Source organism: Massilia sp. UYP32 (genome assembly GCF_050434365.1).
GTDB lineage: Bacteria > Pseudomonadota > Gammaproteobacteria > Burkholderiales > Burkholderiaceae_D > Telluria > Telluria timonae.
The window spans coordinates 14864-28223 of the sequence record NZ_JBNDIK010000003.1 but is presented as its reverse complement, the minus strand read 5'-3'; the positions used below and the strand labels follow the sequence as shown (position 1 = coordinate 28223).

Sequence of the window (13360 nt, the reverse complement as noted above, 5' to 3'; positions counted from 1 at the left end):
CAATCGCCTACAAGGACGCGTGTTTTTCCGCCGCTTCCAGCACGCGCAGCAGGTTGCCGCTCCAGAGCTTTTCCAGGTCGGCGTCCGACATGCCGTCCGCCTTCAGGCGCTGGGTGATGCGCGGCAGGTGCGCCACGTTGTCCAGTCCCGTAAGGCCGCCACCGCCGTCGAAATCGGCGCCCATGCACACGTGATCGATGCCGGCCACCGCGATCAGGTGCTTGAGCGAGGCGATGTACTGTTCGAAGCTGGTCTGCCACAACGGTTCGACCGTATCGAGCGCCAGCCACTCCTTGCCCAGCGCGGCTTGCTCGGGCGGCGCCAGCTTGCCGATGTGTTCGAGCCGGTCGAACAGCGCCGCGCGTTGCGGTCCCATCTTCAGTTCGCTCTTCCAAGGTGAATTTTCTGAATGCAATCGGTCCAATAGGAATATTATTTTCTTCAGATCGTAACGTGGGCCCATGTGAGTTCCTAATTACTGCGAGGTGACTATCGAGAAGGCAATACTTCTGGTTATTCGTATCTGAGACAGTCTACGGGCAAGAGTCGCGACGCCCGCCGCGCCGGATAAAACCCGAAGAACATCCCGACCGCCGTCGCGAACCCGCACGCGATCAGCATGCCCGACAAGGTCAGGTACACCTCGAAATCCGCGAACGTGGTGATGAGCGCCGCCCCGCCGGCCGCGATCGCGATCCCGACCAATCCACCGGCCAGGCAGATCACCACCGCCTCGGCCAGGAATTGCAGCAGCACGGCGTTCGGGCGCGCCCCGATCGCCATCCGGATGCCGATCTCGCGCGTCCTTTCGGTCACCGACACCAGCATGATGTTCATGATCCCGATCCCGCCCACCAGCAGCGAGATCGCGCCGATCAGGCCGAGCAGCAGGGCGACGCCGGCGCTGATCTTGTTGGCCGTGTCGGCGATCTCGCTCAGGTTCTGGATGCGGAAGTCGTCCGGATCGTCGACCCGGATCCGGTGCCGGTCGCGCAGCACTTCCTTCATGTCCTCGATCGCATCGGTCATCGCCACGTTCGGGCGGCCCTGGGCATTGATGTAGTGGACGTTCTGCGGGAACGGCGACTTGACCAGGTGGGCGCTGGCCGCCGTGATCGGCACCACGATCTGTTCCGACAGGTCGGTGCCGTCGGGCTGGCGGCCTTCGCCGGCCAGCACGCCGATCACCTGGAACGACACGTTCTCGATGCGTAGGTAGCGCCCGAGCGGGTCGGCGCGGTAGAAGAACTGGTCGGCCACTTTCTGGCCGATCACCGCCAGCCGCGCGCCGGCGCGCACGTCGGCCTCGCCGAACAAGGTGCCCTGGTCGACTTTCCAGTTACGGATCGTGAACATGGCCGGGGTCACGCCGAGCACGGTGCTGCTCAGGTTTTCGTTGCCGGCGCTGACCTTGAAACTGCCCTGCAACGCAGGCGCCGCGCCGGTCAGGCTGGGCAGGGCGTTCAGGGCCTCGGCATCGCCCCGGGTCAGCACCGCGACCTTGCCTTCGCGGGCGCGCTGGGCCGCGGTGCGGTCGCCGCCGGGCATGATGTAGACCATATTGGTGCCCAGCATCTGCAGCTGCTTGCCGATGAAGCGCTGCATGCTGTCGCCGAGCGCCAGCAGCAGCACGACGGAGGCGATGCCGATCACGATGCCGAGCATGGTCAGCGCGGTGCGCAGGCGGTTGGCCGCCATCGAGCGGAACGATTCGATCAATACCTGGATCGGGTTCATGGCGCGACTCCGATCTGCACGCTCGCGAACTGGCGCAGGCCTTCGGCGGCCGGCCCGTCGTACAGCACCCGGCCATCCTTCAGGCGCACCAGGCGGCGGCTGTAGGCGGCGACGTCGGCTTCATGGGTCACCAGCACGATGGTGATGCCGCGCTCGCGGTTCAGTTGCTGGAAGCTGTGCATGATGTCGTCGCTGGTTTGCGTGTCGAGGTTGCCGGTCGGTTCGTCGGCCAGCAGCAGCGGCGGATCGGTGGCCAGCGCGCGCGCGATGGCGACGCGCTGCTGCTGGCCGCCCGAGAGCTGGCTCGGCGTGCGCTGTCCCAGCGCGCCCAATCCCACCCGTTCGAGTTCGGCCATGGCGCGCGCATGGGCCTTGCCGCGTCCCACGCCGCCGTAGATCAGGGGCAGGGCGACGTTCTCCGCCACCGACATGCGCTTGATCAGGTTGAAGCTCTGGAACACGAAGCCGATGGTGCGGTTGCGGATGTCGGCCAGTTGCGGACGTCCCAGGCTGCGGGTGTCGACGCCGTCCAGCAGGTAAGTGCCGCCGCTGGCCTGGTCGAGGCAGCCGAGGATGTTCATCAGGGTCGACTTGCCGGAACCCGATGCGCCCATGATGGACACGAAGTCGCCGCGCTCGACCGTCATGTCGACGCCGTGCAACACCGGCGTCTCGACGCTGCCGCTGAGGTAAGTCTTGGTGACGCCGCGGATGTCGATCAGTGGCCCGGTCATTGGTTCTCCGGCTGGGACAGCGCACGGGTCACCACGCGGTCGCCCGGTTTCAGGTCGCCCGAGAGCACTTCGGTGTAGCGGAAGTTGGAGAGTCCGGTACGGATGTCGACCGGCTGCGGCTGGTTCATCGCATCGAGCTTGTAAATCTTGAACATGCGCGCGGTCTCGCTGGCGCTGCGGAAGGCGACGTCGTCGTCCTGGGCGGCGGCCGGCGCCGGCTTGGCGGCCACCTGCTTCACGTCCTTGTCCGTTTCCTTCACTTTTTTGCGCTCGGCCGCCTGCTCTTCTTCGGACAGGCGGAAGCGCAGCGCCGTGGTCGGGATGCGCAGCACGTCGGGGCGGTTCGCCACCACCAGGCGCACCTGGGCCGTCATGCCGGGCTTGAGCAGTTCGTCGGCGTTGTCGACGTCGAGCACGACGTTATAGGTCACGACGTTCTGCACCACGTTCGGCGCCAGGCGGAACTGGCGCATGGTGGCGTTGAATTCGCGGTCGGGATAGGCGTCGACCACGAAGCGCGCCGGCAAGCCGTCCTTGAGCAGGCCGACGTCGGCTTCCGACACGCTGGTGTCGATCTGCATCTTGGTCAGGTCGTTGGCGATCTGGAACAGGTTCGGCGTGTTGAACGAGGCCGCCACGGTCTGGCCCAGGTCGATGGTGCGCTTGATCACCACGCCGTCGATCGGCGAGCGGATCACGCTGTTGTTCAGGTCCGCCCGCGCGCGCTCGAACTGGGCCTGGGCCAGCTTGAGGTTGGCGGCGGCGACGTCCATTTCGCGCCGCGACTGGTCGAGCGCCAGGCTGGAGACGAAGTTCTGCGCCACCAGCTGCTCGTTGCGCTTGTAGGTGGCCTGGGCCAGCTGCAGGTTGGCGCGCGCCGAGGCGATGCTGGCTTCGGCCTGTCCCACCTGGGCGTTGAAGATGGTCGGCTCCAGCTTGAGCAGCACCTGGCCCTTCTTGACGCGGTCGTTGAAGTCGGCGTGCAGCTCGGCCACGGTGCCCGAGACCTGCGAACCGACGTTGATCAGGGCCACCGGGTTGATGGTGCCGGTGGCGGTCACGGTCTGGTTGATGGCGCCGCGGTCGACCGCGGTGCTGCGGTATTTCGACGGCGGGACGACGTTGTCCTTGGGCTTGAGCAGCACCGCGGCGGTCGCGACGGCGACGAGGACGGCGGTGGCGATGACGATGCGTTTCTTGGTAAAGATTTTCATTGGTTCCAGGCAAACGAACGGCAAGTAAAGTATCGAGTGTGATGCCTTGGTAAAAGATTGGCAAATGCGAGCTGCATGATCGAGGCATGCATATACCAGGAAGAACCGCGGTTTTTCGGCAGGAAGATCGTGCCAATCCGCTAGAATGGCGTATTCTTTTCTACCTACCAACCCGCATCATGACTCAAGACGAACTGAAACAAGCAGTGGCGCGCGCCGCCATCGATTACGTGGTCGACGGTGAAATCATCGGCGTCGGCACCGGCTCGACCGCCAACTTCTTCATCGACGAACTGGCGAAGATCAAGGACCGCATCAAGGGCACCGTGGCCTCATCCGAAGCCACCGCCGCCCGCCTGCGCGGCCACGGCATCCCGGTGTTCGACCTGAACGACGTCGAATCGATGGCCGTCTACATCGACGGCGCCGACGAGATCAACGCGCAAGGCGCGATGATCAAGGGCGGCGGCGCGGCGCTCACGCGCGAGAAGATCGTGGCGTCGGTGTCGAAGAAGTTCGTCTGCATCGCCGACGGTTCGAAGCTGGTCGACACGCTGGGTAAATTCCCGCTGCCGGTCGAGGTGATCCCGATGGCGCGTGCGGTCGTGATGCGCAAGCTGGCGGCGCTTGGCGGCCAGCCGAAGCTGCGCCTGAAACCCGGCACCGACCAGCCTTTCATCACCGACAACGGCGGTGAACTGATCGACGTGGCCGGCCTGTCGATCACCGATCCGGTGGCGCTGGAAGAAGAGATCAACCAGATCACCGGCGTGATCGCCGTGGGCCTGTTCGCCAAGGCCGGCGCCAACGTCTGCCTGCTGGGCACGGCGGAAGGCGTCAAGACCCTGTCGCTCTGACCGGAGAGTTGCCATGAAGCGCGCGTGGATTGCGGCGGCCGTCCTGCTGGGCGGTTGTGCCGTCGCTGGCAGCGGGGTGGATCTGTCGGAGCCGGCCGTGACGCCGTCACCCGACGTCGTCGAGATCCAGCGCGTGCCGTTCAAGGTCGGCGTGTCGTCGACCACGGTCGAGCAGCTGGCCAGGGCGCAGGCCTGCGCCAGCGAGCAGGGCGCAGGCCTGATCACGGAGCCGGGGCCGATCGAGATCTACCGGATGCAGTGCCAGGATGGCAAGGTGTTCATGGCGCGCTGCGAATTGCGCCAGTGCCGCAAGATGTAAAAAAATCCCGCTGACGGCAGGCGCCGCTCGCGGGATTTTTCATGGGGGATGCGCTTCGATCAGGCGGTCGGCGGCACGTAACCCATCGCCTGGTCGGCGCCTTCGCCGAAGAAATGCTTCTCCATCTGCGTCGCCAGGTATTTGCGCGCGCGGTCGTCGGCCAGGTTCAGGCGGTTTTCGTTGATCAGCATCGTTTGATGCTTCAGCCATTGCTGCCATGCCTCTTTCGAGACCGACATATACAGCTTCTTGCCCATCTCGCCTGGGACCGGCGGGAAATCCAGGCCTTCGGCTTCCTTGTTCAGTTTGATGCAGTGGACGGTGCGGGCCATCGTGTACTCCTGTTATCCGTGACAGTCTAAAACCGGTATTATAAAGTCTTGATCAGCACCTGTGACCGGCGCTGCCAGTTGTACATGTGTTGCCGATCCTTTGGCAGATCGTCCACGGTGGCCGGCACGAAGCCGCGCTTCTTGAACCAGTGCGAGGTGCGCGTGGTCAGCACGAACAGTTTCGTGAGGCCGGCGGCGCGCGCGCGGTTTTCCATGTGCTTGAGTATGCGCTCGCCGTCGCCCTGGGTTTGCGCATCGGGACTCACCGTCAGGCAGGCCATCTCGCCCATCTTCGATTCCGGGAACGGATACAGCGCCGCGCAGCCGAAGATCACGCCGTCGTGGTCGATCACCGAGAACTGGTCGATCTCGCGCTCGATCAGCTCGCGCCCGCGATACACCAGCGTGCCATCGGCTTCCAGCGGTTCGATGAGCTTGATAATTCCGCCGACGTCCTCAATTGTGGCCTGGCGCAGGCTTTCCAGGTTCTCGTGGCTGATCATGGTGCCCACGCCGTCGTGGGTGAACACCTCGAGCAGGGCCGAACCGTCCATCTCGTAAGGGATGATGTGGGCGCGGTCGACGCCGGCGTTGCAGGCCTTGATCGCGTGCTGCAGGTAGAACGCGGCGGAATCGGACAGGAAGCCCGCCTGCAGCACGGCTTCGGCCATGTGCGACGACAATTCGCGCAGCTCGGCGCCGCCGGCATCCTTCATCATCGGCGATTCGGTGATGAAGATCAGCTTGTCGGCGTGCAGGGCAATCGCGGCCGACGCGGCCACGTCTTCCATGGTCAGGTTGAAGATCTCGCCGGTCGGCGAGAAGCCCAGCGGCGACAGCAGCACCAGGTTGTCCTCGGTCTGCAGGATCGGGTGGATCTTCTCGGCGGCGATCTTGCGGGTGACGCCGGTGAGCTCGAAGTCGACGCCGTCGATCACGCCCAGCGGACGGGCCACCACGAAGTTGCCCGAGACGATGCTGATCTGGGCGTTCGACATCGGCGTGTTGGGCAGGCCCTGGCTGAAGGCGGCCTCGATGTCGAGGCGCAGCTCGCCGGCGGCTTCCTTGGCGCATTCCAGCGCGGCGGTGTCGGTGATGCGCACGCCGTCGTGGAAGCGGCCTTCGACGTTGCGCAGCGCCAGCTGCTCGGCCACCTGCGGCCGCGAACCGTGCACCAGCACGATGCGGATGCCGAGGCCGACCAGCAGCGACAAGTCTTGCGCCAGCACCGGCAGGGCGCCGGAGGCGACCAGTTCGCCCGGGAAGGCGACCACGAAGGTCTTGCCACCGAACGCATGAATATACGGCGCGACCGAGCGCAGCCACTGGACGAATTGGGTAGGAGTTTCCATTTGCCGCATTATAATTCGCTGCGCGTTGTGCGCACCAAATCCTTGTAAAAATCAATGTCTGAACAGAGTAACAAGCCTTCGCAACAGCCGGCGCGCGAAGCGAGCGCCACCGCCAACGCAGCCTCCGCCGAACGCCGTCCCCGTCGTGCACCGGGTGCACAGGGCGAGCGCGGCGAGTCGCGTCCACGCCAGGAACGCGCGCCGCGCGAAGAAGCGCCGGTGGTGCGCAATCCGCTGCCCCCGATTACCTTCCCCGAAGACCTGCCCGTATCGGGCCGCCGCGCCGAGATCGCGAAAGCCATTCTCGAGCACCAGGTGGTCATCGTCTCGGGCGAGACCGGTTCGGGCAAGACCACCCAGCTGCCGAAGATCTGCCTCGAACTGGGCCGCGGCGGCAAGGGGCTGATCGGCCACACCCAGCCGCGCCGGATCGCCGCGTCGTCGACCGCCAAGCGCATCGCGCAGGAACTCGGCTCGCCGCTGGGCGAGCACGTCGGCTTCAAGGTGCGCTTCAACGACACCTTGCAAAAAGGGGCGTCGGTCAAGCTGATGACCGACGGTATCCTGCTGGCAGAGACGCAAACCGATCCGCTGCTGCGCAACTACGACACGATCATCATCGACGAGGCGCACGAGCGCAGCCTGAACATCGACTTCCTGCTCGGCTACCTCAAGCAGCTGCTGCCGCGCCGGCCGGACCTGAAAGTGATCATCACCTCGGCGACCATCGACGCCGAGCGCTTCGCGCGCCACTTCGCCGCCAACGACAAGCCGGCGCCGGTGATCGAGGTCTCGGGCCGCCTGTACCAGGTCGAGGTGCGTTATCGTCCGATCGACCGCGACCCGGTGCCGGGCGCCCCTGCCGTCGACCCGACCAAGCCGCTGCCGAAGGCGCAGGCCGCGCGCGAGAAGCGCGACCTGATGGATGGCGTGGTCGACGCGGTCGATGAGCTGTGCCGCATCGGCTCGGGCGACGTGCTGGTGTTCCTGCCGGGCGAGCGCGAGATCCGCGACTGCGCCGAGGCGCTGCGCAAGCACCATCCGCCGCACGTCGACATCCTGCCGCTGTTCGCCCGCCTGTCGGTGGAAGAGCAGGACCGCGTGTTCCGCCCGAGCGGCAACGCGCGCCGCATCGTCCTGGCCACCAACGTGGCCGAGACCTCGCTGACCGTGCCGGGCATCCGCTACGTGGTCGATACCGGCCTGGCGCGCGTAAAACGTTATAGCTTCCGGAACAAGGTCGAGCAGCTGCAGGTCGAGCCGATCGCGCAATCGGCGGCCAACCAGCGCGCCGGCCGTTGCGGCCGCGTGGCCGACGGCGTCTGCATCCGCCTGTTCGAGGAAGACGATTTTCAGAAGCGCCCCAAGTTCACCGAACCGGAGATCCTGCGTTCGTCGCTGGCGGCCGTCATCCTGCGCATGAAATCCCTGCGCCTGACCGACGTCGAGACCTTCCCCTTCATCGAGGCGCCGCAGGGCCGCGCGATCGCCGACGGCTACCAGCTGCTGCAGGAAGTCGGCGCGGTCGACGACAACAACGAGCTGACGCCGCTGGGCCGCAAGCTGGCCAAGCTGCCGCTCGACCCGCGCGTGGGCCGCATGATCCTGGCCGCGCTCGACAATCACTGCCTGACCGAGATGCTGATCGTGGCCTCGGCCCTGTCGACGCAGGATCCGCGCGACCGGCCGATCGAATACCAGCAGCAGGCCGACGAGAAGCACAAGAAGTTCGCGGACGAGAAATCCGAATTCCTGAGCTACCTGAAGATCTGGGCCTGGTTCGAGGACGCGATCGCGCACAAGAAGACCAATCGCCAGTTGCAGGACAACTGCCGCGCCAACTTCCTGTCGCAGCTGCGCCTGCGCGAGTGGCGCGACGTGCATTCGCAGCTGCTCACCATCGTGCGCGAGCAGGGCTGGCGCCTGAACGAAAGCCCGGCCACCTATGAGCAGCTGCACCTGGCGCTGCTCACTGGCCTGCTTGGCAATATCGGTTTCAAGTCCGAGGACGAGCAGGGCGGCGTGTATCTTGGCGCGCGCGGCATCAAGTTCCACATCTGGCCCGGCTCGACGCTCGGCAAGAAGGCGGGACGCTGGGTCATGGCGGCCGAACTGGTCGAGACCACGCGCCTGTATGCGCGCACCATCGCCCAGATCCAGCCCGAGTGGGTCGAAAAGATCGGCGGCCACCTGCTCAAGAAATCCTGGGGCGAGCCACGCTGGGAAAAGAAGCAGGCGCAAGTCACGGCGCTCGAGCGCGCGACCCTGTACGGCATCGTCATCTATGGCGGCCGGCGCATCAACTACGGCCAGCGCAATCCGCGTGAGGCGCGCGAGATCTTCATCCGCGACGCGCTGGTGGCGGGCGACTTCGAGACGCGCCTGCCGTTCTACATCCACAACCACAAGCTGGTGAAGGACATCGAGAACCTCGAGCACAAGTCGCGTCGCCAGGACGTGCTGGTCGACGACCAGCTGATCGCGGCCTTCTACGACAAGGAGATTCCGCTCGACGTCGTCAACGGCGCCGGTTTCGAGAAGTGGTACAAGGACCATGCGCGCGACAACCCGAAACTGCTGTACCTGAACCGCGAAGAACTGATGCGGCACGAGGCGGCCGGCGTCACCACCGAGCTGTTCCCGAAGACGATGGTCGTCACCGGCATCGAGATGGGCCTGACGTACCACTTCGAGCCGGGCAGCGTGCGCGATGGCGTCACGCTCGCCGTGCCGCTGTTCGCGCTGAACCAGATTCCGCAAGAGCGGCCGGCCTGGCTGGTGCCGGGGATGATCAAGGAAAAGGTGCACCTGCTGCTCAAATCGCTGCCGCAGAAGCTGCGCCGCCACTGCGTGCCGCTGCCGGAATACGCGGCCAAGTTCGTCGATCGCATCCATGCGGCGAACGCCTTCGGGCGCGGCGACCTGGTCGACGTCTTGATCATGGACGTGCGCGCGCAGACGGGCGTGGCGGTGAAGACCGCCGACTTCAAGCTCGAGACCCTGCCGGCGCACATGTTCATGAACTTCAAGGTCATCGACGAGCATGGCCGCCAGCTGGAGATGGGGCGCAATCTCGCGACGCTCCAGGCCGAGCTGGGCGGACAGGCGCGCCAGAGCTTCCAGAAGATGGCGGAAGCGACGCCATCTGCGGCCAATGGGCGTGCGCAGGCGGCGCGGCCGGTGGCGGCTGCGCCGAGCGCTCCGCCGGCACCCGCAGGCAAGGGGAAGGGCAATGCGCCGCAGATCGCCCCTGCGCAAGAAGCGGCATCGGGCCGCCAGCACACCGGTCTCACCAGCTGGACCTTCGGCGAGCTGCCGGAACTGCTGGAGATCAACCAGGGCAAGCTGACCCTGATTGGCTTCCCCGCGCTGGTCGACAAGGGCACCCATTGCGACCTGGAGGTGTTCGACGATCCGAACGTGGCCGCGCGCACCCACCGCGTGGGCCTGCGCCGGCTGTTCGCGCTGCAGTTCAAGGAGCAGCTGAAGTTCGCCGAGAAGAACATCCCCGGCCTGCAGGGCATGGGCATGCAGTTCATGAACATCGGCTCGCAGGAAGACCTGCGCGACCAGATCGTGGCCAAGGCGATCGACATCGCCTGCCTGCAGGATCCGCTGCCGGTCGATGCGGCGTCGTTCAACAAACGCAAGGACGAGGGCAAGGGCCGCATCGGCCTGCTCATCAACGAGGTGGCGCGCCTGGCGGGCCAGATCCTGGGCGAGTACCACGGCCTGCCCAAGCGCGTGCAGGCCCTGCCTTCGGCAGTGGCGTCGGATATCCAGGCGCAGCTGCAGGCGCTGGTGCACAAGCGCTTCATCGCCGACAACGAATATAGTCAGCTGGCGCATTTCCCGCGCTATCTGAAGGCGATCAACGTCCGTCTCGAGAAGTTGCGCGGCAATCCGTCGCGCGACGCGCAGCTGATGGCCGAGTGGCAGAACGCGGCCAGCCAGTTCCAGCGCACGCTCAAGAATATGGCGGGCAAGAACAACGATCCGCGCATGGTCGAGTTCAGGTGGATGCTGGAAGAGCTGCGGGTGTCGCTGTTCGCGCAGGAGCTGAGGACGCCGATGCCGGTGTCGGCCAAGCGGCTGCAGAAGGTGTGGGAGTCGATGTTGCGGTAATTGCTTGTGACTTGGACGGGGCACAACTGACGTTGTCCGTCATTTTTGGACGTTGTTTCACGCCCATGGCAGATGTCTGTGCGTATTAAACGGAACTTCAGTCAGTATCTGGTGTCTGCATCATATAAGCTCGGAGGACATCATCGAAAATGCTTACTTGTGCCGCGAAACCCAAGCGGCAATAAAGTAACGCATACCGTCCGTCAGTACCGGTTTAATGAAAGAAGTGATAGAAGAGGGTTCGCCACCAATGCCTGTACGGTGAAACGGCGCTACCCGTGGCGAGTTTGACGGCGACGTCAGACACTGCTGCTGGCGTCTGCTAGTGGCAGGCGGGAAAGTCACGCCTGTCAGGTACGAATACGGTCAATAGGACGATTCGGGGCAGGAAGGAATACGCTGAGCATGTTTGCTCACGTCTTCAAAAGCAGTCGATCATGTCTGGATCATGATCACGGTGGCGTGCCTTGCGAAATCGGCGAGGTATCTGCTCGCCAAGTAGAGTGCAGACTCTGCCGTCAACATGGTACTCATGGACTATGACGGCTTGGCGCCGCGGGCCTATGGTCTCGACACGAGGGGACGCTGATGCTCTCCTCGTGCCGACACCTCCTCATTCAGCCCGGCCTTATCCGATATTGCTGCCGCGGATACGGCTCAGGTCGTCGTCATCGCCCAGGTTGCCCGAGCGTGGATCGATGCTGGACCCCGGGCCCTGGTTCGCCCGCGAATCGCCCATGCCGGCGCCTGCGCCGCCCAGGCTGCTGGAACCGGCGTGCCCGGCGCCAACGCTCGAACCCATCGCGCCGCCCGCATAGGTGCTGCTTCCGGTGCCGGCGCCGCCGACCATGCCGCCCATCGGCACGCCCGGCCCCATGGTCGGTGCGCCTGAACGGTTCGGGTCGGTGCCATAGAAGCTGTGGATGCCGCTGGCCCAGCTCAGGTCGCTCATGTCCGGCCAGGCATCCTTGTCGAAGCCGGGCGCCGATTTCAGGCGGTCTTTCTCGACGTTGAGCACGAAGCGCTTGTTGACCGTGTCGAGGTGCAGCGCCTGCCAGGGCACGGCGAACAGCTTTTCGCCCACGCCCAGGAAGCCGCCGAAAGCCAGCACGGCATAGGCCACCTGGCCGGTCTGCATGTCGAGCATGATTTCCTTGATGTCGCCCAGGTCTTCCTCGGCGGCATTGACGACGCTGTCGCCGATCAAGGTGTCGGCGCCCATCAGGGACGGTCCCGGACCTGCGCTGGTGCTGTCCTTGTAGATACCGTATTTATCGCGGTCTGCGTAGCCCATATGTTCCTCCTTGTCTATTGACGTTGCGAACAATGCGACGGTCACTCCGATTGAGCAGACCCTCGCCCTACGAAGGGTTCATGATAGGACGCTACCGGATCGGGGCGCGCGCGCTAGCGTCGAGCAGGCTGGAGCCTTATGCGATCCAGCGCACAGATGAGTACGCGTGGCATGGCTAATCTGCCAAGCTATGTCTAGGAGGAAATGAGATGACCGTCATTGCACGCTGCACCAATGCCGGCCCGCTGGGCCAGCAGATCCGCACCCGTTCCTTCGTTTCGCTGCTGACGCGCCTGCTGCGTCGCGGCTGAAGCCCGCCCGGCAGCACCGGGCAGGCCGAAGCAAGTGCTTACGGCTGCCCGCCTCCGCCCGCCGCGCCATACACGTGGCCGGTGGTGTAGCTCGCATCGTCCGAGGCCAGCGTGACGTAGATCGTCGCCAGCTCGGCCGGCTGGCCCGGACGCTTCATCGGCGTGTCCTCGCCGAACTTCTCGCGCCCCTCCGGCGAATTGCCGCCCGCCAGCTGCAGCGGCGTCCACACCGGACCCGGCGCCACCGCATTCACGCGGATTCCCTTCGATGCCATCTGCTTGGCCAGCGACTTCGTAAACGCCACCTCGAAGGCCTTGGTGCCCGAATAGTCGAGCAGTTTTTCCGGCGGATCGTAGGCCGTCTGCGACGAGGTATTGATGATGACGCTGCCGGCCGACATATGCGGAATCGCCGCCTTGGTGATCCAGAACACGGCGTAGATATTGGTCTTGATGGTCCAGTCGAACTGCTCGCTGGTGATGTCGAGGATCGAGGCGTTGTTCTGCTGGCGCGCGGCATTGTTGACCAGGATGTCCAGGCCGCCCAGTTCGCGCACCGCCGTTTCCACTAGTTTCTTGCAGAAGGCCTCGTCGCGGATGTCGCCGGGAATGGCCACCGCCTTGCGGCCCGCGTCGCGGATCAGCTGCATGACTTCGCGCGCATCGGGTTCCTCGGCCGGCAGGTAGCCGATGGCGACGTCGGCGCCTTCGCGCGCATAGGCGATCGCGGCGGCGCGGCCGATGCCCGAGTCGCCGCCGGTGATCAGGGCCTTGCGTCCCGCCAGGCGGCCGCTGCCGCGATACGTCGTTTCACCGTGGTCGGGACGCGGCGTCATCTTGCTGGCCAGGGCCGGCCATGGCTGGTCCTGCTTGGGGAAGGGCGGACGCGGATAGCGCTTGGCCGCTTCGCGCATCGCGCCCGGCGCCGGCTGGTTGCCGCCGCCCGCCTGCTGGGCCAGGGCCGGGACGGCGGCGGCCGAGGCGGCCACGCCCGCGGCAACGGTGCTCACGAAACGGCGGCGCGACGGCGTCACGCCTTCTGGCTTCTGGTCTTCCGAACTCATGCTTGCTCCTTGATGGGGTGG

At 65.2% G+C, this 13360-nt stretch carries 11 protein-coding genes; 3 read left to right on the top strand and 8 right to left on the bottom strand.

Going from position 1 to position 13360, the window contains the following annotated elements:
* Nucleotides 1-7 precede the first annotated feature (7 nt).
* From ABIB42_RS02975 to ABIB42_RS02960, 4 genes are all read right to left on the bottom strand, one after another.
* Nucleotides 8-376 carry a membrane dipeptidase gene (locus tag ABIB42_RS02975; protein ID WP_429247882.1) on the bottom strand — a complete coding sequence of 123 codons (369 nt, stop codon included), beginning with the start codon at nt 374-376 and terminating at the stop codon, nt 8-10.
* A 137-nt stretch (nt 377-513) separates the two neighbouring features.
* Complete coding sequence (locus tag ABIB42_RS02970) at nt 514-1737, bottom strand: ABC transporter permease (protein ID WP_229520507.1); 1224 nt, start codon at nt 1735-1737, stop codon at nt 514-516.
* Nucleotides 1734-2471 (bottom strand): ABC transporter ATP-binding protein, encoded by a 738-nt coding sequence (locus ABIB42_RS02965; protein WP_429247881.1) that lies wholly within the window; start codon nt 2469-2471, stop codon nt 1734-1736. Before ABIB42_RS02965 ends, ABIB42_RS02970 begins: the two co-directional genes overlap by 4 nt.
* Nucleotides 2468-3685, bottom strand: a complete 1218-nt coding sequence (locus tag ABIB42_RS02960; RefSeq protein ID WP_429247880.1) for an efflux RND transporter periplasmic adaptor subunit — start codon at nt 3683-3685, stop codon at nt 2468-2470. Before ABIB42_RS02960 ends, ABIB42_RS02965 begins: the two co-directional genes overlap by 4 nt.
* Before the next feature lie 179 nt (nt 3686-3864).
* On the opposite strand from ABIB42_RS02960, the gene rpiA reads away from it, so the two are divergent.
* Entirely contained in the window at nt 3865-4542 is a 678-nt protein-coding gene (gene rpiA, locus ABIB42_RS02955; RefSeq protein ID WP_005662933.1) for a ribose-5-phosphate isomerase RpiA, read from the top strand.
* Between the two features lie 13 nt (nt 4543-4555).
* Nucleotides 4556-4861: a hypothetical protein gene (locus tag ABIB42_RS02950; RefSeq protein WP_429247879.1), complete on the top strand. Its 306-nt coding sequence runs from the start codon at nt 4556-4558 to the stop codon at nt 4859-4861.
* A 59-nt stretch (nt 4862-4920) separates the two neighbouring features.
* Here the strand turns inward: ABIB42_RS02950 and ABIB42_RS02945 are convergent, their stop codons facing one another.
* Nucleotides 4921-5193, bottom strand: coding sequence for an oxidative damage protection protein (locus tag ABIB42_RS02945; protein WP_005662929.1), 273 nt, complete (start codon nt 5191-5193; stop codon nt 4921-4923).
* A gap of 38 nt (nt 5194-5231) precedes the next feature.
* On the bottom strand, nt 5232-6545 hold the full coding sequence (gene argA / locus ABIB42_RS02940; protein ID WP_040774841.1) for an amino-acid N-acetyltransferase: 1314 nt from the start codon (nt 6543-6545) through the stop codon (nt 5232-5234).
* A 54-nt stretch (nt 6546-6599) separates the two neighbouring features.
* Between argA and hrpA the strand changes: the two genes are divergently transcribed.
* Complete coding sequence (gene hrpA, locus ABIB42_RS02935; RefSeq protein ID WP_429247878.1) at nt 6600-10670, top strand: ATP-dependent RNA helicase HrpA; 4071 nt, start codon at nt 6600-6602, stop codon at nt 10668-10670.
* Between the two features lie 628 nt (nt 10671-11298).
* Here hrpA and ABIB42_RS02930 read toward each other — a convergent pair.
* Both ABIB42_RS02930 and ABIB42_RS02925 read right to left on the bottom strand, forming a co-directional pair.
* A complete protein-coding gene (locus ABIB42_RS02930; RefSeq protein WP_005662923.1) occupies nt 11299-11964 on the bottom strand; it encodes a PRC-barrel domain-containing protein in 666 nt (221 codons plus the stop codon).
* 349 nt (nt 11965-12313) lie between these two features.
* A complete protein-coding gene (locus ABIB42_RS02925; RefSeq protein WP_005662919.1) occupies nt 12314-13339 on the bottom strand; it encodes an SDR family oxidoreductase in 1026 nt (341 codons plus the stop codon).
* Nucleotides 13340-13360: the final 21 nt, after the last annotated feature.